This window comes from Sphingomonas paludis, from assembly GCF_053502515.1.
Window position 1 is genome coordinate 2,569,544 of the sequence record NZ_CP187558.1, and the last position, 25,674, is coordinate 2,595,217.

The 25,674-nt window shown below is 62.7% G+C and carries 31 protein-coding genes; 6 read left to right on the forward strand and 25 right to left on the reverse strand.

The window, feature by feature from the left end; translation table 11 throughout:
- Positions 1–13 precede the first annotated feature (13 nt).
- Positions 14–322 carry a hypothetical protein gene (locus ACPVPU_RS12355; protein WP_448658253.1) on the forward strand — a complete coding sequence of 103 codons (309 nt, stop codon included), beginning with the start codon at positions 14–16 and terminating at the stop codon, positions 320–322.
- Positions 323–337: 15 nt separating this feature from the next.
- On the opposite strand, the gene ACPVPU_RS12360 is transcribed toward ACPVPU_RS12355, so the two are convergent.
- From ACPVPU_RS12360 to trbB, 11 genes are all read right to left on the reverse strand, one after another.
- Positions 338–562: a DUF2274 domain-containing protein gene (locus tag ACPVPU_RS12360; protein WP_448658254.1), complete on the reverse strand. Its 225-nt coding sequence runs from the start codon at positions 560–562 to the stop codon at positions 338–340.
- The gene (locus tag ACPVPU_RS12365; protein ID WP_448660510.1) at positions 559–1,680 is read right to left on the reverse strand and encodes a TrbI/VirB10 family protein; all 1,122 of its coding nucleotides are present in this window, start codon (positions 1,678–1,680) and stop codon (positions 559–561) included. Before ACPVPU_RS12365 ends, ACPVPU_RS12360 begins: the two co-directional genes overlap by 4 nt.
- Positions 1,681–1,778: 98 nt before the next feature.
- Entirely contained in the window at positions 1,779–2,795 is a 1,017-nt protein-coding gene (gene trbG, locus ACPVPU_RS12370; protein ID WP_448658255.1) for a P-type conjugative transfer protein TrbG, read from the reverse strand.
- On the reverse strand, positions 2,792–3,475 hold the full coding sequence (trbF, locus tag ACPVPU_RS12375; RefSeq protein ID WP_448658256.1) for a conjugal transfer protein TrbF: 684 nt from the start codon (positions 3,473–3,475) through the stop codon (positions 2,792–2,794). The genes trbG and trbF overlap by 4 nt, the downstream gene beginning before the upstream one ends.
- A gap of 3 nt (positions 3,476–3,478) precedes the next feature.
- Positions 3,479–4,789 (reverse strand): P-type conjugative transfer protein TrbL, encoded by a 1,311-nt coding sequence (gene trbL / locus ACPVPU_RS12380; protein ID WP_448658257.1) that lies wholly within the window; start codon positions 4,787–4,789, stop codon positions 3,479–3,481.
- Between the two features lies 1 nt (position 4,790).
- Positions 4,791–5,093 (reverse strand): putative entry exclusion protein TrbK-alt, encoded by a 303-nt coding sequence (gene trbK-alt / locus ACPVPU_RS12385; protein ID WP_448658258.1) that lies wholly within the window; start codon positions 5,091–5,093, stop codon positions 4,791–4,793.
- A gap of 5 nt (positions 5,094–5,098) precedes the next feature.
- Positions 5,099–5,857, reverse strand: a complete 759-nt coding sequence (trbJ, locus tag ACPVPU_RS12390) for a P-type conjugative transfer protein TrbJ (RefSeq protein ID WP_448658259.1) — start codon at positions 5,855–5,857, stop codon at positions 5,099–5,101.
- Positions 5,854–8,289, reverse strand: a complete 2,436-nt coding sequence (gene trbE, locus ACPVPU_RS12395; RefSeq protein WP_448658260.1) for a conjugal transfer protein TrbE — start codon at positions 8,287–8,289, stop codon at positions 5,854–5,856. The genes trbJ and trbE overlap by 4 nt, the downstream gene beginning before the upstream one ends.
- Complete coding sequence (locus ACPVPU_RS12400; protein ID WP_448658261.1) at positions 8,286–8,555, reverse strand: VirB3 family type IV secretion system protein; 270 nt, start codon at positions 8,553–8,555, stop codon at positions 8,286–8,288. Before ACPVPU_RS12400 ends, trbE begins: the two co-directional genes overlap by 4 nt.
- Complete coding sequence (locus tag ACPVPU_RS12405; RefSeq protein ID WP_448658262.1) at positions 8,555–8,887, reverse strand: TrbC/VirB2 family protein; 333 nt, start codon at positions 8,885–8,887, stop codon at positions 8,555–8,557. The genes ACPVPU_RS12400 and ACPVPU_RS12405 overlap by 1 nt, the downstream gene beginning before the upstream one ends.
- Positions 8,884–9,822, reverse strand: a complete 939-nt coding sequence (gene trbB, locus ACPVPU_RS12410; RefSeq protein WP_448660511.1) for a P-type conjugative transfer ATPase TrbB — start codon at positions 9,820–9,822, stop codon at positions 8,884–8,886. Before trbB ends, ACPVPU_RS12405 begins: the two co-directional genes overlap by 4 nt.
- A gap of 267 nt (positions 9,823–10,089) precedes the next feature.
- Here trbB and ACPVPU_RS12415 point away from each other — a divergent pair, with 267 nt between their 5' ends.
- Entirely contained in the window at positions 10,090–10,725 is a 636-nt protein-coding gene (locus ACPVPU_RS12415; protein ID WP_448658263.1) for a HEPN domain-containing protein, read from the forward strand.
- A 48-nt stretch (positions 10,726–10,773) separates the two neighbouring features.
- On the opposite strand, the gene ACPVPU_RS12420 is transcribed toward ACPVPU_RS12415, so the two are convergent.
- From ACPVPU_RS12420 to ACPVPU_RS12475, 12 genes are all read right to left on the reverse strand, one after another.
- The gene (locus ACPVPU_RS12420) at positions 10,774–11,199 is read right to left on the reverse strand and encodes a ribbon-helix-helix domain-containing protein (RefSeq protein WP_448658264.1); all 426 of its coding nucleotides are present in this window, start codon (positions 11,197–11,199) and stop codon (positions 10,774–10,776) included.
- 9 nt (positions 11,200–11,208) lie between these two features.
- Positions 11,209–13,182 (reverse strand): conjugal transfer protein TraG, encoded by a 1,974-nt coding sequence (locus ACPVPU_RS12425; RefSeq protein WP_448658265.1) that lies wholly within the window; start codon positions 13,180–13,182, stop codon positions 11,209–11,211.
- Positions 13,183–13,199: 17 nt separating this feature from the next.
- Positions 13,200–14,957 carry a relaxase/mobilization nuclease domain-containing protein gene (locus ACPVPU_RS12430; protein WP_448658266.1) on the reverse strand — a complete coding sequence of 586 codons (1,758 nt, stop codon included), beginning with the start codon at positions 14,955–14,957 and terminating at the stop codon, positions 13,200–13,202.
- Positions 14,954–15,199, reverse strand: coding sequence for a hypothetical protein (locus ACPVPU_RS12435; RefSeq protein ID WP_448658267.1), 246 nt, complete (start codon positions 15,197–15,199; stop codon positions 14,954–14,956). The genes ACPVPU_RS12430 and ACPVPU_RS12435 overlap by 4 nt, the downstream gene beginning before the upstream one ends.
- Positions 15,196–15,957 (reverse strand): lytic transglycosylase domain-containing protein, encoded by a 762-nt coding sequence (locus ACPVPU_RS12440; RefSeq protein WP_448658268.1) that lies wholly within the window; start codon positions 15,955–15,957, stop codon positions 15,196–15,198. The genes ACPVPU_RS12435 and ACPVPU_RS12440 overlap by 4 nt, the downstream gene beginning before the upstream one ends.
- 31 nt (positions 15,958–15,988) lie before the next feature.
- Positions 15,989–16,324 (reverse strand): DUF736 domain-containing protein, encoded by a 336-nt coding sequence (locus tag ACPVPU_RS12445; RefSeq protein WP_448658269.1) that lies wholly within the window; start codon positions 16,322–16,324, stop codon positions 15,989–15,991.
- 37 nt (positions 16,325–16,361) lie between these two features.
- Complete coding sequence (locus ACPVPU_RS12450; RefSeq protein ID WP_448658270.1) at positions 16,362–16,907, reverse strand: S26 family signal peptidase; 546 nt, start codon at positions 16,905–16,907, stop codon at positions 16,362–16,364.
- Positions 16,904–17,410, reverse strand: a complete 507-nt coding sequence (locus tag ACPVPU_RS12455; protein WP_448658271.1) for a DUF2840 domain-containing protein — start codon at positions 17,408–17,410, stop codon at positions 16,904–16,906. Before ACPVPU_RS12455 ends, ACPVPU_RS12450 begins: the two co-directional genes overlap by 4 nt.
- Positions 17,407–17,673 (reverse strand): helix-turn-helix transcriptional regulator, encoded by a 267-nt coding sequence (locus ACPVPU_RS12460; RefSeq protein WP_023838477.1) that lies wholly within the window; start codon positions 17,671–17,673, stop codon positions 17,407–17,409. The genes ACPVPU_RS12455 and ACPVPU_RS12460 overlap by 4 nt, the downstream gene beginning before the upstream one ends.
- 127 nt (positions 17,674–17,800) lie before the next feature.
- The gene (locus ACPVPU_RS12465; protein WP_448658272.1) at positions 17,801–18,349 is read right to left on the reverse strand and encodes a DUF2285 domain-containing protein; all 549 of its coding nucleotides are present in this window, start codon (positions 18,347–18,349) and stop codon (positions 17,801–17,803) included.
- Between the two features lie 13 nt (positions 18,350–18,362).
- Positions 18,363–18,584 carry a transcriptional regulator domain-containing protein gene (locus ACPVPU_RS12470; protein WP_448658273.1) on the reverse strand — a complete coding sequence of 74 codons (222 nt, stop codon included), beginning with the start codon at positions 18,582–18,584 and terminating at the stop codon, positions 18,363–18,365.
- Between the two features lie 133 nt (positions 18,585–18,717).
- The gene (locus ACPVPU_RS12475; protein ID WP_448658274.1) at positions 18,718–18,987 is read right to left on the reverse strand and encodes a DNA -binding domain-containing protein; all 270 of its coding nucleotides are present in this window, start codon (positions 18,985–18,987) and stop codon (positions 18,718–18,720) included.
- 170 nt (positions 18,988–19,157) lie between these two features.
- On the opposite strand from ACPVPU_RS12475, the gene ACPVPU_RS12480 reads away from it, so the two are divergent.
- Positions 19,158–19,400 carry a helix-turn-helix domain-containing protein gene (locus ACPVPU_RS12480; RefSeq protein ID WP_448658275.1) on the forward strand — a complete coding sequence of 81 codons (243 nt, stop codon included), beginning with the start codon at positions 19,158–19,160 and terminating at the stop codon, positions 19,398–19,400.
- A gap of 52 nt (positions 19,401–19,452) precedes the next feature.
- On the opposite strand, the gene ACPVPU_RS12485 is transcribed toward ACPVPU_RS12480, so the two are convergent.
- Positions 19,453–19,782, reverse strand: a complete 330-nt coding sequence (locus ACPVPU_RS12485) for a DUF736 domain-containing protein (protein WP_448658276.1) — start codon at positions 19,780–19,782, stop codon at positions 19,453–19,455.
- Positions 19,783–20,375: 593 nt separating this feature from the next.
- Here ACPVPU_RS12485 and ACPVPU_RS12490 point away from each other — a divergent pair.
- Genes ACPVPU_RS12490 through ACPVPU_RS12500 form a run of 3 tightly spaced genes read left to right on the forward strand, consistent with a single transcriptional unit; the run spans position 20,376 to position 24,465 of the window.
- On the forward strand, positions 20,376–20,666 hold the full coding sequence (locus ACPVPU_RS12490) for an XRE family transcriptional regulator (protein ID WP_448658277.1): 291 nt from the start codon (positions 20,376–20,378) through the stop codon (positions 20,664–20,666).
- The gene (locus tag ACPVPU_RS12495) at positions 20,663–23,800 is read left to right on the forward strand and encodes an HsdM family class I SAM-dependent methyltransferase (protein ID WP_448658278.1); all 3,138 of its coding nucleotides are present in this window, start codon (positions 20,663–20,665) and stop codon (positions 23,798–23,800) included. The genes ACPVPU_RS12490 and ACPVPU_RS12495 overlap by 4 nt, the downstream gene beginning before the upstream one ends.
- Positions 23,797–24,465, forward strand: a complete 669-nt coding sequence (locus ACPVPU_RS12500) for a hypothetical protein (RefSeq protein WP_448658279.1) — start codon at positions 23,797–23,799, stop codon at positions 24,463–24,465. The genes ACPVPU_RS12495 and ACPVPU_RS12500 overlap by 4 nt, the downstream gene beginning before the upstream one ends.
- Before the next feature lie 70 nt (positions 24,466–24,535).
- Here the strand turns inward: ACPVPU_RS12500 and ACPVPU_RS12505 are convergent, their stop codons facing one another.
- Positions 24,536–25,663: a DUF3800 domain-containing protein gene (locus ACPVPU_RS12505; RefSeq protein ID WP_448658280.1), complete on the reverse strand. Its 1,128-nt coding sequence runs from the start codon at positions 25,661–25,663 to the stop codon at positions 24,536–24,538.
- Positions 25,664–25,674: the final 11 nt, after the last annotated feature.

The following is a 25,674-nucleotide window of genomic DNA, read 5'->3' on the forward strand; positions in this document are numbered from 1 at the left end:
TGGAGTTACTGTCATGGCGGAAGGCAAAACAATCATTATTGTGCTCGTAACCTTGGTTTTAGGATTCTCGGGCGGATTTTTCTTGCGGCCAGTGATCGCGCCAGCGAAGCAAGCGGTGATTGCTGCCGCCGCCCTGCCTGCGGCCCCTGGATATAGCGATGCGCGTGGAACGCAGTACTTCATAGCGAACATCGATGAGGCGCGACATGTCGTTTCCGGATGCCGAGACGGGTCGGTGCGGGGCGGCGAATGCGCCACCGCCGAGGAAGCCATCATCACGGTCGATGCTCAGGAACGCCGCAAGCGGTTTTTGGGCAACTGACTGACAAGCATCAGCTCAACTCTTGGCGGCGGACCGCCGCCGAGAAAACCCGCGGTCGCTTGCCATGAACTTTGCTAACATGGGGGCGACGAGCTTGTCGGGAGGTACAGTATCACCGCCCGTTTCGGCCGCAAGCGCGGCAGCGTAGGCGACGAGATCACGATGGACAGCGGCAGGCAACTCCACAGTGAGCTTGACCGGACGGTCGTCGGCGAGCGGCCCGAGCTTCAGTTTCGTCATCGTGTTGCTCCGATCGGTTCGAGCACGAGATCGCGGGTAAGGATCACGCGCAGCGGATGGCCTGGCCGGATGGTAAGGGTCGGCTGCACATTGAGCTGCCGCCGCACGATCTGCTGGCCGGTCTGATTGATGGTGTCCTGCGAGCCGCGCCGCAGGGCACGGGTCAGGTCGTCTTCGCTGTCCGCACCGAGTTCGGCACCGACCCCTAGCAGTGTTGAGACGGCTGCCGCCTTGAGAAGGTTACCCCAGTGCTGGTTGACGCGGTCCTGTAGCCCTGCGAACCCGGCCCCGTCCGAGCCGGGCTGGCGCTCCAGAGCGATCGAGCGTCCGTCTGGCATGATGAGGCGATCCCAAGCGAGCAGCACGCGGGTCTGGCCGGCGGCGATCTCGCTGTCATATTCGCCGATCAGGCGCGCCCCCTGTGGAATCAGCAGGATGCGCCCGGTCGGGCTGTCATAGACGTTTGCGGTCACCTGAGCGGTAATCTGGCCGGGCAAATCAGAACGCACGCCTGTGATAAGGGCCGCCGGAATTATGCTGCCAGCCTGCACGATATTGGGAGACGCGGGAACCGCCAGCCGCTCGACGCTAACCGTACGCTGGGTGGACGTCTGCGCCAAAAACGCGCGCTTGGCGGCTTGGTCGCCTTCCGCTGCCGTGTTGGCCGTTGCCGGAACCGTCGGGCTCGTCGCCGCCAAACTGGGCAGCGCCGCCGCCGATGCCGCTGCGCCGCCGCCGCTGCCGAGGAAGACCGAGCTGGTCCGGGCTGCATCCCGTTCCTGTTGCGCCCGCTGCCGCGCAGCTTCAGCCGCCTGGACGCGCGGATCGGGCTGACCCGCCTGAGCGCCCACCGGCGGCACGGGCACATTATCACCGCGTTGCTGGGCGGACAGGATCGGGCCGCCGAGATCGCCGGGGAGCGGTGGACCGAGTTCCGGCACTTGGGCATAATCTCCCGGCCCGGACGTGATCGCTTCGGAGGTGGCGCGGCTGTCGGTATTGTAGAGTTCCTGCGCCGCCTTCTTGTCGGGAGACTGCAAAGCATAAATGAGCAAGGCGCCGATCCCGACACCAACAGCGGCGCCGATGCTCGCCATCGCTTTGCGCGACAGGCGCATCACCTGCGGCGGATTGCCCCTAAGCTGGAACGGCTTTGGATCGACAGGCGCAGACCGCGTTGTCGACGCCTCGTCCGCGGATGGGTTGTGGGTGCCTGTCACCGCCGCCGCTCCCGCCCATCGTCGCGCACGATCCGGACGCGCTGTTGGCTGCGCCGGTCGCCAAGGCGCAGCTCGGCGGCGGCGAACAGGCGATCGACGACCATGTAACGGCCTTGTACGCGATAGTTGACCAGCTCCGCGTCGCCCGCCGCGCCTACCACGAACAGCGGCGGCATTTCGCCCTGTGCGATTCCGGACGGAAACTCGATGAACACCTGCCGCCCGTCGTCGAACGCGCGGGCCGGACGCCACGGTGTGCGGTCGCCTTCAATCCGGTAGCGGAAGTTGAGCGCCGTGACGTCCACGCCCGTCGCCACCGGCGCGGCGGCTGCGGCTGAAGCATTGCGACCTCGCAGGGCAATCAGTGCGTCCTGCGGATAGGTCCAGCTCAACGACGCCATATAGGTCGCGGCCGTAGCGCGCAGCTCAAGGTGATAGGTGCGCCGGTCGGTGTTGATGACCAGATTGGTGGCTAGATCCGGCCGGGTCGGCTTGACGAGGATATGCACCCGCGCCGCCGGCCCGCTGCCACTGATGGTATCGCCGATGATCCAGCGGACGGTGTCGCCGGCAGCGACCGGCCCCGGCCCGACGAGCTGTTCGCCTTCCTGCAACGCGATGTCCGTCACCTGACCGGGCGCGGTATAGACCTGATAGAGCGCGCCATCGGTCCACGGATATTGCTGGATCGCGTTGAGGAAGCCGTCGCGCACCGGTTGAACGCGCGCGGCGGCGTTCGCCGCGCCGACGCGCTGGCGCGGATCGGACGGCTCCGGGGCGCGCGGTGTATCGGTCAGCGGCTTCAGCTGGCCCGGCAGCGGCAATGGCTCGGGGATCGCCACCACCTCGACCGCGCGGGGCGGTTCCGGCGCGGAGGTGGCAGCGATCTCCGCTGGTGGATCGTCGTAGGCGATAGCTGGCGGCTTCGCCGATGTGGTGGCGCATCCGGCGAGTGCTGAAGCGGAGACGAGCAGCGCCGCCGATGCGGCGCGGCGGAACGGAGTGGCAGTCATTGTGACAGCTCCTTCGACCAATTGAGGGCATTGACGAAGACGCCGAGCGGATTCTTGCGCAGGGCGTCGGGCGTGCGGGGAGGTTGGACGACGACGGTGAGGATCGCTGACCAGCGTTCGGTGGCGGCAAGGCTGCCGTCCTGATAGCGGCGCTCGGTCCAGGCGACGCGGAAGCTGTCGGGCGAAGCGCGGATGACGCTCGACACGTCAACCGCCACCTGCGCCCGGCCGACATTGGCAAAGGGGTCGTTGGCGCGCGCATAGTCGTTGAGGAACAGCGCGCCCTTGTCGGTCGTGAAATCATAGGCCCGAAGCCAGTTCTGGCGCACGATGACAGGATCAGCGGGGATGCTGCGCACCTGCTCGATGAAGCGCGCAAGGTGAAACGCGACTTGCGGATCGGTGGGGCGGTAACCGGCTTCGGCGGGCGCAACCGCCTGTACCTCGCCCAGCCGGTCGACCTGCACCACCCAGGGCACGATGTGTCCGCGCGTCGATTGCCAGACAAGACCACCAGCCAAGCCGCCTGAGAGTGCCAGCGCGCCGAAGAAAGCGAGCCGCCAGTTCTTCGCCTGCACGCGCGCCGAGCCGATGCGGTCATCCCAGACCTGCGCGGCGCGCTGGTATGGCGTGACGGGTTCAGGTGTCTGGCTATAGCGAATAGAGGGTCGTCGGAACATGGATCAATCCTTCTGGCTGACATCGACTGACGCGCCGCTGCCGCCGCCATCGCCCGAGCGAAGCGTGTGTGCGGCAACGGTCGCGCCGTGGGTCATGGTCTGGCGGTTCTTCATGGCTGCTGCCCAAGCGGGCTGGCCGCTGGGAGCATCCGCGGACGGTGCATCGCTCCCGCCAGAGATCGTTCCACCGGTGGCGGTAACGGCGGCGCGACCGCCTGAGCGATAGCTGTCCTTCAGAGATTCGGCAGCTTTGCGCAGCGGGGACATCGCGGCACCGGCTGCCGACTTCCCGACCGCAGCCGCGCCGCCAATGACCGCAGCACCGCCGCTCTTTCCGGCCGATCCGAGGGCATAGGCACTGCTTGCCGCACCGGAAGCAAAAGCTCCACCGCGCGCTGCACCACCAGCAGCACCAATAATCGCGCCCGCACCGAGCTTGGCGGCGGCCGCGCCGCCGACGAGCGCACCGCCCGCCGCCAGTACCGTTCCGGCCGCAGCCCCTGCACCAAGCGCCGGACCGCCTGAGACGATGCCGTTGGCGATGCTCGGCCCGAAGATGCCGAGGCCGAGCAGGCAGAGCGAAGCCAGCGCCACCGCCATCGCGTCCTCAATGGTCGGCTGCGCGCCACCGAAGCCTGTGCGGAACTCGTCGAAAAGCGTCGAGCCGATGCCTACGATGACGGCAAGCACCAGCACCTTGACGCCTGACGAGATGACCAGTCCCAACACGCGCTCGGCCATGAAGGCGGTCTTGCCGAACAGGCCGAATGGGATGAGCACGAACCCGGCGAGAGTCGCCAGTTTGAACTCTATCAGGGTGATGAAGAGTTGGATCGACAGAATGAAGAAGGCGAGAATGACCAGCACCCAAGCGAACAGCAGCACCGCGATCTGGATGAAGTTCTCGAAGAACGCGACCCACCCCATCAGGTCGGAAATGGATTCGAGGATGGGCTGACCGGCATCGAGCCCAACTTGCGCGACGCGGCCGGGCTGGAGCAGCTCGGCGGCGGTGAATCCAGTGCCGGAAGCTTTCAGGCCCAGACCGGCAAAGCTCTCGAAGACGATTCGCGCCAAGCTATTCCAGTTGCCGATTATGTAAGCGAAGATGCCGACGAACAGGGTCTTCTTGACGAGGCGCGCGATGATGTCGTCGCCTTCGCCCCAGGTCCAGAACAGCGCGGCTAGGGTCACGTCGATGACGATCAGGGTTGTGGCGATGAACGCCACCTCGCCGCCGAGCAGGCCGAATCCGCTGTCGATGTAGCGGGTGAAGACATCCAGAAAACGATCGACGACGCCAATGCCGCCCATGTCAGTTCTCCTGTGCCGAAGCGTTTTCGGCCATGCGGGCTGCGGGGCGCGCACCGGGCGAGAGGAACCGGCGACGGTTCTCGGCCCAAGCGCGCATGCAATCGGGGTCGCTTGCGCCTGCTTGGCCCATCGACTGGCAGCGGCGCAGTTCGATCAGCAGCGGGTCCGTCGACGATGTCTCGGCGATGGCCGCCGGTGAGTCGCGCGCGGATTCGGGCGAACGGCTCATCTCGATCGCCGTCATCGTGATGGCGATGGCGACAAAAATGACGGCGCCGACGCGCGCGAGGAGCTTGGTCTCCATGACGGTCAGTTGCGGAACATGCGCGCGTTGCCCGGCTGGTAGCCGTTCGGCCGCGCCAAAAAGCGACGGAGGCGTTCGCGGCTTTCGGCTTCGATCGCCGCCTTGCGCGCTGAATCCAGCGCCTGTGCCCGGCCCTGCGCGGCGAGCAGCGCTGTCAGGTCCGCGAGCTGTTGCGATTGCAGCGCGAGAAGCTGGTTGCCCGCCTGTGCGGCCTGTAGCGCGCCGGTCGCCGACTGGCTGGACGAGACCAGGCCGTCCATTGTCGTGCGGGCGCCGTCGATGTTGCCGACAACACCTGCCTGGACACGCAGTGCGTCCTCGAACGCGCCGACGCTATCCGCCCAGCGCGCATTGGCGTTAGCGACCATCTGCGCGTGGCTGCCGGTGAGCGCCGCGCCCTTGTAGCGGCCGTTGAACACCTGCTGCACGTTTTGAACGTCATAGGCGATGCGCTGCGCCTCGCTCAAAAGCTGCTGGGTCTGCCGAACCTGCTGCTGGAGTTGCTGGAGCGAACTGAACGGCAGCGAAGTCAGATTGCGCGCCTCGTTGATGAGCGAGGTCGCCTGATTCTGGATTTGCTGGATCTGGTTGTTGATCTGCTGCAGCGACCGTGCGGCCGTCAGCACGTTTTGAGCATAGTTGGTTGGGTCATAGACGATCCCGCCGAACTGCGCGTGTGCGGGCATCGCGGTCGAAATGCTGATAATGCCTGACGTGGCGAAGGCACAGGCCAGAATGGCCCGGTGCAGCATATGGGTATTCATAACGGTAACTCCTGCTGGCTGGGGGGAAGAAGTTCGGCTGCCCAGGCTAGCCCGCGATGGCACAGCCATTCGGCGGCGAAGCGCTCGCGCCCGTGGGTCTCGACCAGCTCGGCGATGCGGATCTGGTCGGTCTTGGAAGAAGAAGCGGCGAAAGCGAGCGCGACCTCGCCCAGACCGAGTTCGAAGAGCCGGTTGCCGCGCCGCGATTGGCAGTAATAGTCGCGCTTGGGCGTTGCCCGGCTGAGGATTTCGATCTGGCGGGCGTTGAGCCCGAACCGTTCGTAGATGGCAGCAATCTGCGGTTCTGCGGCGCGCTCGTTGGGCAGGAATATCCGCGTCGGGCAGGATTCGATGATGGCCGGCGCGATGGCGCTGGTCTCGATGTCAGCGAGGCTCTGCGTGGCGAACACGACGCTGGCGTTCTTCTTCCGCAGGGTTTTCAGCCATTCGCGGAGTTGCGCGGCGAAGTCGGGGCTATCGAGCACCAGCCACCCCTCGTCGATGATGATGAGGGTGGGCGAGCCGTCCAGTCGGCCTTCGATCCGGTGGAAGAGGTACGACAGGACGGCCGCTGCCGATCCGGCACCGACCAAGCCTTCGGTCTCGAACGCCTGGACCGACGCTTCACCGAGCCGTTCGGCTTCGGCGTCGAGCAGCCGACCCCACGATCCACCGATACAGTAAGGCGCAATCGCCTGCTTGAGCTGCTGGTTCTGGAGCAGCACGGCGAGCCCGGTCAGCGTGCGTTCCGGCACGGGCGCACTGGCGAGCGAGCCGAGCGCCGACCAGATATGCTCCTTGGCCTGCGGATCGATCGCGACGCCTTCAGAGGCGAGGATCGCGGCCAGCCATTCGGCCGCCCATGCGCGTTCGGCGGCATCATTGATGCGGGCGAGCGGCTGGAGCTGTACGCCGTCGCCCGCCTCGTCGGCGAGGATCCCGCCCAAGTCCTGCCAGTCGCCACCCATGCCGATCGCGGCGGCGCGAATGCTGCCGCCGAAGTCGAAGGCGAACATCTGCGCTCCCTCGTAGCGGCGGAACTGCATTGCCATCAGGGCGAGCAGGACGGACTTGCCCGCGCCGGTTGGGCCGACGATCAGCGTGTGGCCGACATCGCCGACGTGGAGGGAGAACCGGAACGGGGTTGAGCCTTCGGTTTTGCCGTAGAGCAAGGGGGGAGCGCCGAAATGCTCATCCCGTTCCGGCCCCGCCCATACTGCTGACAGGGGGATCAGGTGGGCGAGATTGATGGTGGAAATCGGGGGCTGGCGGACATTGGCATATGTGTGGCCGGGGAGACTCCCGAGCCACGCCTCGATCGCATTCATGCCTTCGGGCATCACGGTGAAGTCGCGGCCCTGAATGACCTTCTCGACCAGCCGCAGCTTCTCGGCGGCAACGGCAGGATTACGGTCCCATACTGTCACCGTCGCGGTGACATATGCTACACCGGCATAGTCGGCGCCAAGCTCTTGCAGGGCGATGTCCGCATCCGCGGCCTTGTTCGAGGCGTCGCTGTCAAGCAGTGTGCTTGCCTCGTTGGTCATTACCTCTTTGAGAATGGCTGCTACTGACTTGCGCTTGGCGAACCATTGACGGCGAATGCGGCTCAACAGCTTTGTCGCGTCGGTCTTGTCGAGCATGATTGCGCGGGTGGACCAGCGATACTCGAAGGCCAGCCGGTTCAGCTCGTCGAGCAGGCCGGGGAAAGTGACGCTCGGGAACCCGACGATGGTGAGCGTGCGGAGGTGTTGATCGCCAAGGCGCGGCTCCAGCCCGCCGGTCAGCGGCTCGTCGGCTAGCAGCGCGTCGAGGTGCATTGGGGTTTCCGGCAAGCGTACGCGTTGGCGGCGGGTCGAGATGGTGCTGTGCAGATAGGTCAGCGTCTCGGCGTCATCGAGCCAGCGGACTTCGGGCACAAACCCTTCGGCCAGGTTGAGCACCCGGTCGCTGCGATCGGTAAAGCCCTTGAGCAGCTCCCACGGATCGACGCCGGATCTGGACCGGCCCTCGTAGAGCCAGCCTTCGGCACGGGCCGCTTCCTCGGCGGGCGGCATCCACAGCAACGTCAGAAAATAGGCACTCTCGAAATGCGCGCCTTCCTCACGGAACTGTTCGCGGCGCTCCATATCGACCAGCGCCGAGACAGGATCGGGAAATTGGGTGTCGGGATAGTCGAGCGCGGGCGTGCGCTGCGCCTCGACGAAAATCGCCCAGCCCGAGCCGAGGCGGCGCAGCGCATTGTTGAGGCGCGCGGTGGTCGCCACCAGTTCGGCAGGGGTCGCGCTGTCGAGATCGGGACCGCGGAATTTCGCAGTGCGCTGGAACGACCCGTCCTTGTTCAGCACGACGCCCTCGCCGACCAGCGCGGCCCAGGGCAGGAAGTCGGCGAGGTGCGCCGCCTTGTTGCGGTATTCGCGCAGGCTCATCATGGTCGCATCCAGCTCGAGTAACGCAGGTGGCGGCGAGCCACGTCCACAAATTGCGGGTCACGGCGCGCGGCCCAGACGGACAGCGCATGGCCGATGGCCCAAATAACGAGGCCCGCGATCCAGAGGCGCAGACCAAGGCCGATCGCGCCCGCCAGCGTGCCGTTGACGATGGCGAGCGACCGGGGAGCGCCGCCAAGCAATATCTGCTCGGTCAGCGCCCGGTGGACCGGCGCGAAATAGCCGGGGATCGGCTCACTGCCTTCCATCAGACCAGCGCCCCGCCGCCGAAGCTAAAGAACGACAGGAAGAACGAGCTCGCGGCGAACGCGATCGAGAGACCAAAGACGATCTGGATCAGACGGCGAAATCCGCCGTTGGTATCGCCGAACGCCAGCGTCAGGCCGGTCACGATGATGATAATGACGGCGACGATCTTCGCCACCGGCCCCTCGATGCTTTCGAGAATTGACTGGAGCGGCGCTTCCCACGGCATCGACGATCCGCCCGCGCGAGCGGGAACGGCAAAGGTCAGCGCGATTACACTGGCGGTGGCGGCGAACACGGCGCGACGAGCGCCATGCCGGATGGAATGAATCATGACAGGTCTCCTGGCTGGGTGGTGGCAAGTGGAACGAGGCGGTAATCGCCGTTGGCGGGGTCGATTCCTTCGACGCGGGCCAGTTCGGCGAGGCGGCGACCGTGTCCGTCGCGGACGAGAACAGCGATCAGGTCGATGGTCTCGGCGAGCAGCGCGCGCGGGACCGTGACGACGGCCTCCTGGATGAGTTGCTCCATGCGGCGCAGCGCACCAACCGCGGTGCCGGCGTGGATCGTGCCGATGCCGCCGGGGTGGCCGGTGCCCCAGGCTTTCAGGAGGTCAAGCGCCTCCGCACCGCGCACCTCGCCTATGGGGATGCGATCCGGCCGCAGCCGCAGCGAGGACCGGACGAGATCGGACAGCGAGACGACGCCGTCCTTGGTCCGCATGGCGACGAGATTGGGCGCGGCGCATTGCAGCTCGCGCGTGTCTTCGATCAGGACGATGCGGTCGGTGGTCTTGGCGACTTCGGCCAGCAGCGCATTGACCAGTGTGGTCTTTCCGCTGCCAGTCCCGCCCGCGACGAGGATGTTGGCGCGGGTTTGGACGCCGTGGCGCAGCGCCTCGGCGTAAGCTGCCGACATGATTCCAGCCGCCGAATAGTCGTCGAGCGTGAACACTGAGACGGCGGGCTTGCGGATCGCAAACGCTGGAGCGGCGACAACGGGCGGTAGTAGTCCCTCGAACCGTTCGCCCCCTTCCGGAAGCTCGGCCGAGACGCGCGGAGACCGCACATGAACCTCGACGCCTACATGGTGCGCGACCAGACGCACGATCCGTTCGCCATCGGCTGCGGTGAGCGTCATTCCTGTGTCGCTGATCCCCTCCCCAAGCCGATCGACCCACAGCCGTCCGTCCGGGTTCAGCATCACCTCGATAACTGCCGGGTCGTCGAGCCAGACCGCGATCGACGGCCCGAGCGCCGTACGCAGCATTCGCGCGCCGCGTGATTCCGCTTCGGATCGGATCTGGTGGACGGTCAAGGATTGGCCCCTAGATCTTGCCGGGCGAACCGCCGCCTGGCCTTAGGAGCACATCAAGAGACGCAGAAATACCGAAGCTGCAACAGATACTTACCGGCGTAGTAGAAGCGGCGGCAAATACGCTATCGCCGACGAGCGCTCCTCGCTATTGTCTCGGCGCATAGCTCGACTGCCTCATCGATATATCGATTCACGCCGAATCAGGATTGGTTGTAATCTATGCCGTCAAATGCAAAGACCTCATTCGTCCGAGCACTTGAGGATGTAGATAACCTACTCTGGTTTCACGAGAACGAGGGCGGCGGGGGACAAGGGCGCCGAGGCAGTCATTTTCAGTCGCTGAACAAGTCGGCCATCGTATTACTGTGCGCGGCTTGGGAGACCTACGTCGAAACCGTGATTAGGGAGTGCGCCGATAAGAGTATCGATGCTGCGGAAGCGCCAAACGAGATGCTTCGGCCTTTGCAGAAGGTGACCCAAGTACATATTCGCGATGGCAAGGTCGAGAATGCGTGGCTTTCCGTCGCTGGCGAAGGGTGGAAGGACTTGACTAGGTCAGTTGTGCAGACGCGTGTCGCCGCGCTCAACACGCCCAAACCAGGGCCTATCAAAGAGTTGATGAAGGTGCTCCTCGGAGTTCCAGATGTCACCGCTAATTGGTTTTGGCATCGCAACCCGCTCGGCACGCCAGCGGATCGCCTGGTGGCATTCGTAGCGCTTCGGGGAAGCATCGCGCATGGCGAGCGGCTCCCTCAGACGGTGACCAAAGCCAAGGTAACTCAAGCTTACGATCTGGTGGAGCGCCTAGTTGATTGCGTCGAAGGGAAGCTGGCGGAAGAAGATCTGCTCGACTGACATTTTCAATGCAAATTCCTCGTTCCGCCCCCAAGCTGCGGCTTCATCTCAATCCTCCTGCTTGGAGCGCCTTGGCCAGACCTCTTCCGGAATATCGTCGAGCAAGGTCTTGCCACTGGCGAAGCGGCGGCCGAGTGTTTCGACGAAGCCGTCATAGCGCTTACGCCCCTTGATTTGCGCAGCCGCTTGATCCTCATCAGGCAGCGGCGGTGTAACCGACAGCCAGAACCGAACGAACAGGGTGAGCGCTTCGGTCGTCAGCCCGGTGTTGCGCTCAAGCTGCTGGACCTGACGTGACAAGCGGTCGAGCCGCCGCGCAAACGCCGCCTCCATGCGATCCGCACCGTCCGGCGAGAGGTATGACGCCACTGCTGCTTCCACGATCGCTGATCGCGAGATGCGACGCCTTATGGCCAGTTCATCAACCTGCTTGGCGAGCGAAGGCGGAAAATAGACGTTGAGCCGTATTCGCATGATGATCTCCTAAAGCTGGATGCCGTCGCCGGGGTCGAGCGACGCCTGCCGCGCTATGCCCTGCATCCGGCGCCGCACCGCCGCTTGCCGCGCTGCGTCGTCCTGCTCGTCATCGACGATCGCAAATTCCTGGGCGGGCGGCGCGGCAGTCTCGGGCGCCATGGCAACATGCTCGGGCAGTTCGGGTTCACGGCGCAGCCCGCCATTTGCGGCGTCCTCCTGCGCCCGCACGATCTTGGCGATGTCAGCCGGATTGGCGGTCACGACGTGCCCAGTCCAATCGTCGGGTCGCAGGGCGGAACCGGCAGGCGTCGGCGCGCCCATGATCCGCTCGGTGAGACGCCGGTCTTGGAAGTAGCGCGCCTTCTTCGCGCGGATCGGATGGACACCCGCCACCATCACGATCTCGTCGTCGGGCGAGAGCTGCATCACCTCACCCGGCGTGAGGAGCTGGCGGGCGGTCTCCGACCGCGACACCATCAGATGACCAAGCCATGGCGAGAGGCGATGTCCGGCATAGTTCTTCATCGCACGCATTTCGGTGGCGGTGCCGAGCGCATCCGATACGCGCTTGGCCGTGCGCTCGTCGTTGGTGGCGAAGCTCACGCGCACATGGCAGTTGTCGAGGATCGCGTTGTTCGGGCCGTACGCTTTCTCGATCTGGTTAAGGCTCTGCGCGATCAGAAACGCCTTGAGTCCGTAGCCCGCCATAAACGCCAAGGCGGACTCGAAGAAGTCGAGCCGACCCAGCGCGGGAAATTCGTCGAGCATCAACAGCACGCGATGGCGGTTGCCCTTGGGCTTCAGTTCCTCTGTCAGACGGCGCCCGATTTGATTGAGGATAAGGCGGATGAGTGGCTTGGTCCGCGAGATATCGCTGGGTGGCACGACCAGATAGAGCGTTGCCGGACGTTGGCCCTCGACCAGATCCCATATGCGCCACTGGCAGGCCCGCGTGACCTGAGCGACGACGGGATCACGATAAAGGCCAAGGAACGACATGGCCGTGCTGAGCACGCCCGAACGCTCGTTGTCGGATTTATTCAGCAGTTCGCGCGCGGCCGACGCAACGACAGGATGCACACCGGCTTCGCCAAGGTGCGGCGTCGCCATCATCGCCGCAAGCGTCTCCTCGATCGTGCGTGAGGGATCGGAAAGGAATGCGGCCACTCCCGCCAGTGTTTTGTCTGGCTCGGCATAAAGGACGTGGAGGATCGCGCCGACCAGCAGCGAATGCGATGTCTTTTCCCAGTGGTTTCGACGCTCGAGGCTGCCTTCGGGATCGACCAGTACGTCGGCGACATTCTGAACGTCGCGGACCTCCCACTGGCCGCGCCGCACCTCCAGCAACGGGTTGTAGGCGGCGGACGCGGCGTTGGTCGGATCGAACAATAGCACGCGGCCATGCTGGGCACGGAATCCAGCCGTCAGCGTCCAATTCTCGCCCTTGATGTCGTGCACGATCGCCGAACCCGGCCATGTGAGCAGCGACGGGATGACCAGCCCCACTCCTTTGCCGCTGCGCGTCGGCGCGAAGCAAAGCACGTGCTCCGGGCCATCATGGCGAAGATAGTCGCCTGCGAGCTTGCCAAGCACCACGCCGTTCGGCCCGAGCAGACCCGCTGATCGCACCTCCTTTTCGGTCGCCCAGCGCGCCGAGCCATAGGTTTCGGCATTCTTTAACTCTCGCGCGCGCCAAACCGACATGCCAATAGCAACCGCGATCGACACGAACCCGCCGGACGCGGCGATGAACGCACCGGTCTGAAAGATGTCGGGCGCATAGGCGTCGAACGAAAACCACCACCAAAAGAAGGCGGGCGGCGGATAGATCGGCCATCCAAAAGCCATGAACCACGGTGGCCCAAGCTCTGGCTGAAAGCCGAGCGCCGCTGCGGTCCACTGCGTCGCGCCCCATACGGCAGCGAGCACGATCAAAAACACGATGATAACCTGACCCCAGAGGATCCTGGTCGCGGACACGGCTATTCTCCTTCCGGTCAGAGGCTGAGGCCGCGCTTGCGGCCCGGCGTCCAGTCGATGCCGCCGCCAGCGCGCATGACGCCGGACACTTGACGACCAAGCTGCTGCTCGAGGGTGCTGGCCCAGGGCACAAGGCGGAACCCCAGCCCATCATCGATCATCGCAAAGCGGCCTGAGCTGAGCGAGAGGCGCTGGCGGAGGACGCCAGCCACTTTCTCGCCAGCTCGGGTCGGTTGGTAGGCCAGTCCCGTCTCGCCCGCTATCTTGGCGCCAACGAAGTCCAGTTCGCGCTTGCGCAGCGTATCAAGCATTCCTCGTTCGAACACCGTGCGCTCACCGAAGCGCCGCGCCAGCCCTTCCCGGACAAGATGGTCGGTGCGGGCGTCCATCGCCCGGCGCACTTCTACGCCAAACCCCCCGTCCGCGATGCCAACGCCGCGCTCGATGAGCCGGTGATCGAGCCAGGTGGCGCCGCGCGCTTTCATCTGGGCGGACAAGTCCAAATCCGATCGCGTGGCGAGGATCAGCGTCGGCTTCGGCTCGCCCTGTCTGCCGATTGCGCGGACCTCCACGATGCCGCCAAGCGGCGGGCTGGTGTCCAGCGCATCGATACCGGGAAACCGCACATGATGCGTGCGACCGTCGGTGCCGTCGATCACGGCATAGGCCGTGCCGGCCAGTTCGTCGTGCAAACCCTTGTCGATCAGCCGGCCGGCGATCGGCTTTTCAAATGTGCCGTTGACGACCGCGTAGCTGTCGAGCGGGCGCTTCTGCCCTAGATCCTTGAGCGCGTTGCCGATGGTCCGGATGATGTCGCTGCGGGCTCCGAGCTCGCGCAGTTTGTTTTGCGCGCCCTCTGCTACCGCCCATTGTCCGGGCTCGCCTTCGGCGGCGAGCCCCATCTTTTCCAGATGCTGCAGGCGGCCGACCATCAGCCGGCGAAGCTGTGGATCGTCAGGACCGGGCCGCTCGGGACGTAGGTCGATGACGCCCAACTCGTCAGCGGCGCGGCCGATCTCGGTATCCAGTCGGGTCCAGCGTTCCGCTGTCACGTCGCGGTCGAGGGCAAGCTGGATTTCGTGCTCGGGCTTTGGCCCTAACTCGGCGAACGCCAGGTCCTCGGCACGCGAGCGGATACCGTGGCTGATATAGTCGCGCGCCATTACGAGATCGGTGCCCTGATCGGTAACTCCCCGCACCAGCAAATGGACGTGCCGATTATCGGTGTTCCAGTGATCAACGCCGACCCATTCGAGCCGTGTGCCAAGGTCAGCCTCCATCTGCCGGACGAGGTCGCGAGTGTATTCGCGAAGATCGGTGAGCTCTGCCGCATCCTCGGGCGAGACGATGATGCGGAAATGGTGCCGGTCATCTCTGCAGCGCTCGGCGAAGCCGCGATCGTCGGCGCGGTCGGACCCGGCGTCGAACAGGTGCGTTGGCGCCCCGTCACGGGTCACGCCCTCGCGCTTCAAATAGGAGACGTGCGCAGATAGTGGCACAGCGCGGCGCCCGCCCATCCGATGGCGGACCGGCAACGCCTTTACCAGCACACGCCGTCCGGAACTGAACAGGCGGCTGCGCGCGAACGCGGTGCGGCCCTTCCCGAAGCTGGACTGGGCACGGCGGCGCGGTCCGCCCCAGCCTGCGCGCTTCGTCCCGCCATGGAGCGCGGCGACACGGAGAACCTCGGCGACCAAGCCGCGTGCATTGCGGCCCTGCGCCTTGCTGCGCTTGGCTTTGCCGGGCCGGATACGGAAGTTGCTGTCCTCGCTCATGGCTTGGCTGATTTCCGCTCAGAAAGCCGCATGGTGCCATCAGATATGTTGAAATTGCTGGCTTTTTCCTTCCGAGCGGCACGCTCGCCGACCGACGCCCCCGTGCTAAGCCAAGGAAAACCAGTGGTTTTCCGGCGAAACGGGGTGCGCCTTGTATCTTGCAATCGTCTTCTCAGGCACTTTCCTCCCTGATCCATCCTGATTTCCTTTTGAATGATCCCTTTGAACACTGCGGCGATCATTGCGGTCGACCCGCGCCAGCGCGGGGAACGAAGAGGCTGGCGATCGGCGTTGCGGCAGGCGGATTGGGTGAAGACGAATGACCGACTGCGGGCTGAGCGGTGGGTTTATCGGCGGCTGCGATCTCGTTCTTGGGTCGCGCCAAGTCAGCTTCGGTTGTGGCCGCGGATGTGCGGACGAACAGCGCCGAACGACGCCAGGCGAAGCGATCGGGCGGCGCGACGACGGTAACATTGTCGACTATGTCGGTGCCAGTGACTGACCCAAGCCGCGCCAGATATGCGACTGTTTCGGTGGGCAGCGGACGTCCTCGCGACAGGTAGTCGTCGTAGCGCCCCGGTCCGGCATTATAGGCCGCCAACATCGCGCTCGCATTGCCATATCGGTCGTACATTTCGCGCAGATAGGCCGCACCTGCCGTGATGTTGTCGCGCACATCGAACGGGTCAGTGCCGAGACCATGGCGCGTACGAAGCTGTGCCCAGGTTCCGGGCATGATCTGCATCAGGCCCATCGCCCCAGCGCTCGAAATGGCGCTGGCATTGCCTGAACTTTCGACACGCATGACCGCCCAGATCCAAGCCTCGGGAATGCCGAACCGCCGCGCCGCGTCAGCGACATGCGGCGCATAGGGATGAGCGACGGCGGACGGCGCAGGTGGCGTGTTCGCTTCCTGCGCCAATGCCGGTGCCTGGCCGATCGGCAACGCGGCCAGAAGTGCAGCGGCGGTGAGAGATGCGGCCCACAAACGCAGGTTCAAAGGCCGATTGATTGCGGCAGGACGCATCGACTCAGTCCTGCTCATGGGCCTTGCGAGGACGGCTCCAGCGCAGCGACCAGGACGCCGGATCGTTGGCATTCTGGAACAGTGCCGCGCGGATCGGCTGCGGAAAGCTGGGATCGTCGATGCGCAGCGAGACGTAATCCCCCGCCCGCTCGCCGCTCTCGTTCCAGCCCGCGCCCACTTCCGGGCCTTCGCCGTCATTGCCGCGATGAACGCGCCAATCTGGTGATTTGTCGGCACCGCCGGGTTCAACCGGGATGAGCGAGATACGGATGTCGAGCGTCGCCGTTTCGATGACGCCTTCGAAGCCTTTGTCAGTCCGTATGAAGCTGCCGATCTGCATGGGAATGGTCCTTTCGGTTGGAGATTGAAGCCGGAGGTCAGCGCCAAGTCAGCGGCGCGTCGGGCGTGGTTCGAGTGAGGATCGGGATGGTGCGGCCGAGCACGGTTGCTGTCGGCAGAGGGCCGAAGTAGCGGCCGTCGAGGCTGTCGGGATGCGAGGGGTTGAGAAGCAACAGTTCGTCGGCTTCAAGCGTCCGGCAGCCGCGCCAGACGGGCAGCGGACGTGAAAGCCGGTCGTGTGTCAGTGCGAGCGTGATCGCCTGGCCATCGATGGTCACTGTGCCGCCGATCCGGCAGACGCGTTGCCCAGCCTTGGCGGCGACGTGCTTCAACAGCGGCACGTTTTCGCCGAGGTATCCGCGCGCAGCCATCCAGCGGCCAAGGTGCGGCGGCGGTGCGATCGCGACCAGCGTACCCAGCGGCGGATCGCGGTCTGGCTGTATCCGATATAGCCCGATTGGTGCGCTCGCACTGGCGTTCCAGACGAGGCGTGGCAGCGGATCGGTCACCGCAATTGCTGCGAATGACAGTGCGAATGCTGACGCTGCTGCAACCGTCGCGCGGATATAGAAGCGGCGGCTCATCCTTCGATCTCCCGCCGCCTGAGCCACGCCCGGTGGCGCTCCATCGTGTAGGCACGCGGCTGATGTCCGGCGTCGATACGGTTGTGGACATGGCACCAATGATCGGGCGCGGCATCGCAGGGATCGACGCCGGCGGTGTCCACCGCGTCGATACTGCCGAGCACCTGAGAAACCTTCGGCCAGCCCTCTATGGTGAGCAGGATGTCGCCGCCGGGCTGCACGAATGGCAGCGTCGTGAACGGCTCGTCTGCGCCAACGGCACGCACGATGTCGATACGCGAGCTGACCGTGCCATAGTCATTGGCCGCCCAGCGAACGAATGCGAAGACGGCGCCGGGACGGAAGCTGACGATACGGCGGCGGCGGTCGACAATCTCGTCCTTGGCGATCCGACCGAAGCGGATCCAGTGCTCGATCCGCTTCTCGATCCACGTTAGTTGAACGTGGGTCATGTTGTCGGGCTGCGGGGCACCATGTCGCTGGTGTGTTGGCGAGACTGTCATTGCCGGCTCCGCGCGAATGGCGAATTGGCGCGCGGCAGCAGGTCGTTCTGGCCCGGCTCGCTGGTCGAATGCTTGGTGCCGAGATCGGCCCAAGCCTGAAGGTCGTCGACCGAATAGACCACCCGCCCGCCGATGCGGCGATAGACAGGCCCGGTCCCGAAATAGCGATGCTTCTCCAGCGTCCGTCCGGATAGCCCCAGGAAGCGGGCGGCTTCCGGCGTCCGCAGATAGCGGGGCGGCAGATTATGCGTCGTATCAGGCAAGGTCGGGCTCCTGCGGTCGGGGGTGGCAGGAGGCGAAAATGACGAAGCGCGCCCGGAGAGGTGGAGTATGAAGATTTGCGATCGCGAGGATGTGACCACCCCTGCCCGAGGGAGCGCGAAAGACAGTTCAGCGGATGCGCAGCAGCTTGCGATAGTCGCCGTTCATCAGCGCGGTAGCATCGCGGACGAGCCGGATTGCGAACGACCGCCCGGCCGAAGTTTTCCATTCGGTCGCTGGCAGTTCGGCATCATCTTCGCGGCCCATAGCGGCGGCAATTTGGCGATAGCTCGCCCCTGACATGCGCAAATCGAGCGCCTGAAGCATCATGGCGAGGCGTGCTTGCCGGTAGCGGCTAAGCGGCCATCCGCGTGCCGGTGGCCCCGACTGCTTACCGAACAATCGGCGATGGAAGCGCAACAGGCTCGTCACCCGCGTCGTGAAATCCTTGTCGAGTGGGATGATCGCCGCCAGCGGCTGACCGGGCGTCGGATCGCGTAGCCAGAGCGAGTGTTCGCCGTCCGGGTCGGCCACTACGACGTGCCGACCTTCGACCCCCGCCTGATCGGCCAGTAGCGCGCCGAGCTTCAGCGGATCGACGGCTTTGGCATTGCCAAATCCGTCCGGCGCAGCATCAAAAATGACGGTGACGGCGGTCAGCTCGGGCCGCCAGATCACCGTGTCGGCAAGGTCACCCGGCGCATAGGCGAAAGGACAACCCCCAGCGCCGCGCAAATTCAGCTTCCGCGGCTTGGCGTGCGATCGAACCGCGCGCTATTCGCTGCTCCATCTGCGCATGTTCGGCGCGGTAGTTGTGGTTACGCTTCAGAAATTCGGCGGCGAGTTCGGCGCGACCAAGCGTGTCGGCCGTCTTCTCACTGCCACTGGTACGCTTGTTCGCCGACCTGGGCATGACAGTCTCCCGGCCGCGACCATCGCGGCCCGCGGACCAGAGCGTGGCAATGCCAGCGCGTGTCGAAAAGCGTCAAAGCTGCATGCTGCCATGCACGTGATGCGCTGACGTTTCGCCTAAATGGATTGAAACGTTAGTGCTTTAGCTCGCCGTCGCGCGCCAGTAGATGGGCATAGCCGACCTCGGTCATCCACCGCGCGCGGGCCAGATGAGTGGCGTGCATCCGCTCGGCGCGTTCCGGTTCTCTGGCTGGATCGATGTCGAAAATCACCGACACCGCCTCTCGCCAATCAGCACCGTCGGCGTCAGCGTCGAGCAATCGCAGATAGTCGGTGAAGTGCGCCTCGTCATAAGGCGTGATCACCGGAAGCTCAGGCGCAACGTCGTCGAAGCGGCAGCTCATGGCAGCGAATCCCCCCTCTTGCCAGCGACTGCAATAACGAAACTCACGCCGGAAAATACTTGCAAGTCATGCATAGCTGAACGCACCTTTTGCAGCGCCGAAGCTCAAGCTGGCCCAATACACCTTATAAGAGATAAACCTCATCAGGTGTATCGTCCAGCGTGCCGTGCATGGACATGCGCCGCCTCGTGGGACTGAACTTCGCGCGTTTGCGGCGCGACAAGGGGCTGACGCAAGAGCAGTTCGCCGAGCTGTCAGGATTTACCCAGCAATATGTCAGCGATCTGGAACGCGGGCGTCGCAACCCGACCGTGGTGACACTGTTTCATCTGTCAGGGCCGCTCGGAGTAGAGCCTTCCGACCTTGTCGCGAAGATCGAAGGCGATGGCTCCGATCCGGCCGGAATGGCGTAGCTCAAATTGCAAAGAGCCCCGCCCGGAGTGCCGGGCGGGGCGTCTAGCCGGATCAGCTGTCGCTGCGGCGACCGTTCGGGCGCGACCAGATGAGGCTGAAGCTTTCACCGCCCTCGTCGTCGAAGAGGTTGGCGTAGATGGGCGCGTTGAAGCTGGGATCGTCGAGCTTGACTGCGAGATAGTCGCGGCCTTCGTTCGAGGTCTTGCTCCAGGCGGCACCGATTTCGGCGCGGTTGACCAGAACCCGGTGCGATGGTGCGTTGTCGTTGGTGCGGGTGTCCTGCGGGATGATGCGGACGCCCTTGGCCTGAACCGAGAGGGTAACGATTTCGCCGGTGTATTCGCCCGAAGCCGTCTTCTTAAAGGTGCCGATGGTTGCCATGATGAAGTTCCTTTCCTTGGATCGAACCGCCCGATTGCGGTCTCGATGGGTGATCCAAAGGCCGGGACGGACGCCGCCGCACCGCTTGCGGCCGCAGCGTCAGCGGAGGACGGAGGGCGGCGAGTTTCTTGTTTCGCGAGGAATGACCGAAGGTGAGGGGGAGAAAGTCGCAAGCCCGCCGTTGCGGCTAGGCGGACGAGGCGAAGCTGGTCCCAGCCAGATCAAACCCGTGAAGAGATCGTAGTCAGGCGGTTGGACACGGCAAAGAGGCATGCCGGCAACCATCAGCGCCGGGTTAGCGGCTCGGCATTACGACGCGCGCTAATTTCAACCGCCAATTCGGTGGCGCACATTGGCATAATCGCCGTGCTCATGCGATCGCGTTGCGACTTATTCGCGTGTTGGTCCGGCAAACTCCAGAAACTTGCGTCAACCGGGTGCTATTGGGCAGGGGTATGGCTCGACGGTGCTGAAAGGTCAACGGCAGAACAAGAGCGCGTCAATTCACCATTCTGCCACAGTCGCGGATGGGGTAGACGCTCATCTTTTTATGTGTCATTCTCATAAAAAAGTGAGGATTCAAATGGGATGCGATGTCGTACGATGATTTCATATTGGAGTTGGGGAAAGCGGGTCTGAGTGTCCGAGAGTTTGCCGCGCTGGTCGGTATGAGGGCAAATTCCGTTTCAAACTATTCGAAACGTGGAGAGGTATCGTCGCACCTCGGAATAATCGCTGCGCTCCTTGCTGAACTTCGTCTCAAAGGCATCGCGCACGAGCCGGTTTTCGATCGAGTTGACGTGAACAAGAAAAAGTCTCGCGGCAGCGCGGCAATTGGCAAGTTCGGCGGCGATCCGCAAACGCAATTGGAGCTGAGGTCATGACAGACGCTCCGGCTCTATCACTCGAACGGACGCATGACATTCTTGGCTGGCCTACGCCGGATGCCGTCACGCATCCGTCCGGAGCGGGCGCGTCGGTCTTCGCCTCGCTTGTTCGAAACAAGATCGGACGCGCGCTACAAAGGTTGTGCGACGGCGATGAGACCCGCGTCGGGGTTCTCATGGCCAACCCTGATGCACGCTCTTCTGAACCGCCGTTAGCCGTAGTCGCAGAGTTCCAAAACGGCCCCAGTGAGGACAGTCTTAGGGAGCTGCAACGTCTGTGCTGGAACTTCTCTCATGTCCCCATACTGGTAACGATTGAGCCATCCCTGTTGCGGGTCTGGAGTTGCTGTGAGGCGCCGGACGAGAATCGCGCGCTCGAAGACTACCTCGTTCGTAAATTGCGGGCAGACGAACTCCAAGCCGATCGCACGCAGGCGCTGGAGTTGCAGGCTGCACGGGCGCTGCACTGGATCAATTTGGTGTCCGGGGCATTCTTTTCGGAGCACTCGGCCCGCTTTGATCGCGATGGTCGTGCCGACCAAATGCTGCTCGGCAACCTTCGGTACATTCGTGACCAGCTCTCGCAGCTCGGGCTAACAAATGACGATATCTGCCATGACCTTCTTGCACGTATCATTTTCGTGCAGTTCCTATTCGATCGGAAGGACCAAGACGGAAACCCGGCGCTGACAGTCGCAAGCCTGCATCGGTTGCAAAAAGAGGGCGTCCTTTCCAACGTCCACGACTCGTTCCACGGACTGCTTTCCGACTATGGGGACACCTATCACCTGTTTGACTGGCTCAATGCCAAGTTCAACGGGGACTTGTTTCCCGGCAAGGGTGCAACTCCAGAGGAACGCGCAGTAGGCTGGGCGACGGAGAAGCAGGTCGTCAAGCCCAAGCATCTCGCACTCTTGGCGGATTTTATCCGCGGCGATCTGGACATGCCTGCCCGGCAGATGTGTCTCTGGCCACAATATGCTTTCGACGTCATCCCGCTCGAATTCATCAGTAGTATTTATGAGACGTTCGTTACGGAGCGTGCTGCGCGCGACGGCATTTTTTACACCCCACCATACCTTGTCGATTTCGTATTGGATGAAGTTCTGCCTTGGGATGGTGCTGAATGGGATCTCAAGATCATCGATCCCTCATGCGGATCGGGTGTCTTCTTGGTCAAAGCCTTCCAGCGGCTTGTTCATCGGTGGAGGAATGCGAACCCGGACAAGCCAATTCGAGCGGAGACTCTTCGGCGCTTGCTGGAGCGAAACATATTCGGTGTTGATATCGATCCGCACGCCGTTCGCGTGGCATGTTTCAGTCTCTACCTGGCGATGTGTGATGAGATAGAGCCGAGGCATTATTGGACTCAGGTGACATTTCCGACGATGCGCCAGCGCAGGCTGATTTGCGGGGACTTTTTTGATGAGAGCCATGAAGGCTTTCGGTCAAAGGACGATGACCAGTCCTATCATCTGGTCATCGGCAACGCCCCTTGGGGCGACGGCGTTATCACCGATACCGCCAAGGGCTGGGCGAGCGATCCATCGCACGAGTGGCCCGTTGCCAACAATGACATTGGCGGCCTGTTTCTGGCAAAGGCCGCAGTACTTTCGAAGCCCGAGGGCAGGATTGCCTTGATACAATCGGCAAACTCGCTCCTGTTTAACATTAGCGGTCCGGCAGTAAAGTTTCGGAAAGCGCTGTTCTCCCAGCACAGAGTGCGGAAGATATATAACCTGTCTGCGCTGCGGTTTAGCGTCTTCAAGCGAAAGACGCATACCACAGAGACATCGGTGTCGCCTTGTTGCGTCGCTATTCTTGAGCGAACCGCGCCATCGCGGGAAGACGTCATAAGCTACGTCAGCCCCAAGCACACCGTGCCCCTATTGGACGAGTTTACAATCGTCATCGAGCCGCAAGACCGCAAAACGCTGACGGTCGCCGAGGCGATCGAAGATCCCGCGATATGGTCAAAGCTGATGTGGGGAACGAGGCGCGACCTTCAACTCGTCAATAAGCTTCGGGCGTCTAGGACCGTGCAGGATATTGCCGGCTTAAAAAGCGTGCAGGGGGTCAAGTTTGGCAACCGGAAAAAGAGCGTGCCCGCCTTTGCAAAACTGCGCATCTTCAGCGCGGGCATGTTTCCTCAAGAGCAGGATTTTCCGTTCCTGGCTGTCGAGGATTTTCCCTTGTTCGGTGATGCAAAAGTGCATTCGCAAGCGTCCACCAGTGTCGCAGCGTTTGCGTGGCCACAGCTCATTGTGAAGCAAAGCTGGAGCAAGCCGACCGGTCGTTTTCATGCCCGGCTGACTCGTTCTGCGCGTCAAGCCGCACTTCTCTGCAACGAGAGCTACTATTCTCTGCATTCGGCCTGTCGCAGCGATCTTGAAGTGGCCTGCATGGTGTTCAATAGCCACCTGGCTGTATATTTTCTTCTGCTTACGAGCGGCAGATTCCTGTTCATACCCAAGCCATCAAAGTCGGAGCTTCTCGGCCTTCCGCTGCCGCCCCATGGTGTCGGCCAACTAGATGATGTAAGCTCCCACGCGGATATTGATCCGATTGTCTTCGATCTATTCAGTCTCAAGGACGCGGAGCGCGTGCTCATTGAGGACATGATGGGCTTTACGCTTAGCGACTTTCTTGAGGGTGAGCGGTCGATCGGGAGACAAAGCACCAACACGGATCACAATGGCGATGAATTGCACCTCCGATCCTATTGCAGCTTCTTTATAAGGGTGCTGAAGGCGGGCTTCGGTGCAGACAAGCCGATCGCTGCGACGATTTTTCAATCTGATAAAGAAGGCATGCCGTATAGATTAATCGCCTTCACGCTGGGTGGTGAATCCGCCGAGTCAATCGATGTGAAGAGGATTGGTTCGGCAGAACTGCTAAACGAGTTTCAGCAACTGAATCTTGCTTCAAAGGGCAAAGACGGCGGTATCTACAATCAACGTTTCGTTCGCATTTACGACGCGAGCAGCGGCATACCTACGGTGTTTATCATCAAGCCCGATCAGAAGCGGTTCTGGACCCGTAGCACCGGGCTGCAAGACGCAGACGAGGTTGCTCTCGATCTGTTTACATGGGGGCGGGAAGAGGACGAGAGGCCCGAGGCGGTTCAATGATGTCTGTCGCCGCAGCAGGGACTTTGCCACGCTCAGTCGATCCTGCCTTCGTCCAATTGGCACGATCATGGGTGAAAGATCCTGCACGGCAATTTCTCGCGTTTATTTGGCTAGCGTACGAAAATCTCGTCACGTCCGAACCGACCATTGACGGGCGGGACTTGGAGAGAAGCATCACCCAGCTTTTGGAACCGCGTGTGAGAGACGCGATGACGGGGGATGAACCCTTTTACGTCCAGCATGGCCCCTTCGAACGTGAAACGATGAGAGCCCCACCCGCTCAACCGCCCGAATACGACCTGGCCTTCGTACTTCGTGCCGACGAACGGATCATGTGGCCGCTTGAAGCCAAGGTGCTTGAGACGCCGGGCAGCGTGGCCGCTTACGTGCGTGACGTGACTGACGAATATCTGACATGCCGATACGCGCCGTTTTCGGAATCGGGGGCAATGCTGGCCTATCTCCTGACCGGGACGCCTGATGACGCGCTCAAAGCGATCGCCGGGAAGCTGGGAGTTGCGCTTGAGGAGGTCACCGATTTGCCCACGGAAACGAATAGGTCGTCGAAGCATGTGCGAACCGTACCGGCTGGAAAGCCATATCCTCCCGAATTTTGGTGCTATCACTTAATTTTGGAATTTCCGTCGCTGCATCGAAGTCATTGAAGCCGAGGTTCCTCGTTGGAAGGCTATACTCAGCGGAAATCGATTAAACCCTTGGGCGAACGACTCAATCTCATCTCTCAAAAGTGAGAGCTTCACCCTCAAGTATGAAGCTGGCGCGATGGCGATCCTTTGCGGAGATAACATATTGCGCGAACGCCGGGCATTCGTCTGTTGATGCATCGAGCAATCGAGCCAGAAGCCTGAGACTGCGCCGCTGTTGATTCGTCAAGTTGGCCATCTCCTCCTCGAGTTCGTCGAGCGGCGTGCGATTGAGGTGGCTGAACAGCTTGCCAAGTAGTCCCGCCACAGGGTCCGACAACTGCACGCCTGGCTCAGACTGGGAATTGGCAAACCGGAAGTGGCGGAGCGGAACGCCGTTGTCGCTCAAGGGGAGCGATTTGAGATATGCCTCGATCTGCTTTTCGTCGTCGAGGATGTGCTGCGCCTTCGTGAAGAGGCAAAGCCGATTCAAAAAGAACGAGCCAAAGCCGTCGATAAGGACGTTGGGCGTCTCGTCTTCTAGATAAGGCAGGGACTCCAGTCCCCTAGCCGCCTGCAACAAGCCCTTCAACATATAGAAGGGAAAATGCTCGAGCAGCGGCTCGCGATGCTCGACCAGGTCCCGCAGCTCGGCAATGAAGGCCGATCGGCGCTCGCGTCCGACATCTGGGTAGTTGTAGCGGCCGAGCAGCTCGGCGGTGCCGTCTACATCGTCGCGCAGCACGGTATAGAGGCTATCTTTAAGGAGCAAATGCGCCGCCATCAGCACCGGCTGTCCGACTCCTGTGACGATCGAGTCCACGATGTCGACGATCGACCAATAAAGCAAATCGATCACTTGATAGTGCAGCAGAAACTCTTGCGCCCTCAGCCACTCAAGTAACGTCTCGAGCTTCGATGAGGTGAGCAGATCGAGGAAACCACCGGCGCCTAGATGCTTCAGCTTGATCTCTTTCACCGATGGCTGGAGGCGCAGCGCCGCATGGAGCTCGGCGAGAGCAATCGGCCGCGGAGAACCTCGATGAACGATCCCGCCCAGCACGAAACAGTCCGGTCGGCGGATATTCATCCCGGTTGATGTGAGATGCAGCTTTCGGACGTTGTTTGTCTCATCGTAATAGAAGGTATAGCGCTCATCGACGTTTGGCAGGTCGCAGGCCGCCAGAATGGAATCTCTCATCTCGTTTACGTCTATCATTCTCCCTCGAT

Bases quoted from the DNA above. Each gene is read 5' to 3' on its own strand.
- ACPVPU_RS12415 (WP_448658263.1), top strand. From the start codon at position 10,090: ATGCCGTCAAATGCAAAGACCTCATTCGTCCGAGCACTTGAGGATGTA.
- ACPVPU_RS12480 (WP_448658275.1), top strand. From the start codon at position 19,158: ATGGACATGCGCCGCCTCGTGGGACTGAACTTCGCGCGTTTGCGGCGC.
- ACPVPU_RS12435 (WP_448658267.1), bottom strand. From the start codon at position 15,199: ATGATCGCCGCAGTGTTCAAAGGGATCATTCAAAAGGAAATCAGGATG.
- ACPVPU_RS12430 (WP_448658266.1), bottom strand. From the start codon at position 14,957: ATGAGCGAGGACAGCAACTTCCGTATCCGGCCCGGCAAAGCCAAGCGC.
- ACPVPU_RS12360 (WP_448658254.1), bottom strand. From the start codon at position 562: ATGACGAAACTGAAGCTCGGGCCGCTCGCCGACGACCGTCCGGTCAAG.
- trbJ (WP_448658259.1), bottom strand. From the start codon at position 5,857: ATGAATACCCATATGCTGCACCGGGCCATTCTGGCCTGTGCCTTCGCC.
- trbK-alt (WP_448658258.1), bottom strand. From the start codon at position 5,093: ATGGAGACCAAGCTCCTCGCGCGCGTCGGCGCCGTCATTTTTGTCGCC.
- ACPVPU_RS12400 (WP_448658261.1), bottom strand. From the start codon at position 8,555: ATGGAAGGCAGTGAGCCGATCCCCGGCTATTTCGCGCCGGTCCACCGG.
- ACPVPU_RS12455 (WP_448658271.1), bottom strand. From the start codon at position 17,410: ATGACAGTCTCGCCAACACACCAGCGACATGGTGCCCCGCAGCCCGAC.
- ACPVPU_RS12405 (WP_448658262.1), bottom strand. From the start codon at position 8,887: ATGATTCATTCCATCCGGCATGGCGCTCGTCGCGCCGTGTTCGCCGCC.
- ACPVPU_RS12450 (WP_448658270.1), bottom strand. From the start codon at position 16,907: ATGAGCCGCCGCTTCTATATCCGCGCGACGGTTGCAGCAGCGTCAGCA.
- ACPVPU_RS12500 (WP_448658279.1), top strand. From the start codon at position 23,797: ATGATGTCTGTCGCCGCAGCAGGGACTTTGCCACGCTCAGTCGATCCT.
- ACPVPU_RS12365 (WP_448660510.1), bottom strand. From the start codon at position 1,680: ATGCGCCTGTCGCGCAAAGCGATGGCGAGCATCGGCGCCGCTGTTGGT.
- ACPVPU_RS12355 (WP_448658253.1), top strand. From the start codon at position 14: ATGGCGGAAGGCAAAACAATCATTATTGTGCTCGTAACCTTGGTTTTA.
- trbF (WP_448658256.1), bottom strand. From the start codon at position 3,475: ATGTTCCGACGACCCTCTATTCGCTATAGCCAGACACCTGAACCCGTC.
- ACPVPU_RS12445 (WP_448658269.1), bottom strand. From the start codon at position 16,324: ATGCAGATCGGCAGCTTCATACGGACTGACAAAGGCTTCGAAGGCGTC.
- trbG (WP_448658255.1), bottom strand. From the start codon at position 2,795: ATGACTGCCACTCCGTTCCGCCGCGCCGCATCGGCGGCGCTGCTCGTC.
- trbE (WP_448658260.1), bottom strand. From the start codon at position 8,289: ATGATGAGCCTGCGCGAATACCGCAACAAGGCGGCGCACCTCGCCGAC.
- trbL (WP_448658257.1), bottom strand. From the start codon at position 4,789: ATGGGCGGCATTGGCGTCGTCGATCGTTTTCTGGATGTCTTCACCCGC.
- ACPVPU_RS12420 (WP_448658264.1), bottom strand. From the start codon at position 11,199: ATGCGAATACGGCTCAACGTCTATTTTCCGCCTTCGCTCGCCAAGCAG.
- ACPVPU_RS12475 (WP_448658274.1), bottom strand. From the start codon at position 18,987: ATGAGCTGCCGCTTCGACGACGTTGCGCCTGAGCTTCCGGTGATCACG.
- ACPVPU_RS12495 (WP_448658278.1), top strand. From the start codon at position 20,663: ATGACAGACGCTCCGGCTCTATCACTCGAACGGACGCATGACATTCTT.
- trbB (WP_448660511.1), bottom strand. From the start codon at position 9,822: ATGCTGCGTACGGCGCTCGGGCCGTCGATCGCGGTCTGGCTCGACGAC.
- ACPVPU_RS12470 (WP_448658273.1), bottom strand. From the start codon at position 18,584: ATGCCCAGGTCGGCGAACAAGCGTACCAGTGGCAGTGAGAAGACGGCC.
- ACPVPU_RS12505 (WP_448658280.1), bottom strand. From the start codon at position 25,663: ATGATAGACGTAAACGAGATGAGAGATTCCATTCTGGCGGCCTGCGAC.
- ACPVPU_RS12485 (WP_448658276.1), bottom strand. From the start codon at position 19,782: ATGGCAACCATCGGCACCTTTAAGAAGACGGCTTCGGGCGAATACACC.
- ACPVPU_RS12490 (WP_448658277.1), top strand. From the start codon at position 20,376: ATGTCGTACGATGATTTCATATTGGAGTTGGGGAAAGCGGGTCTGAGT.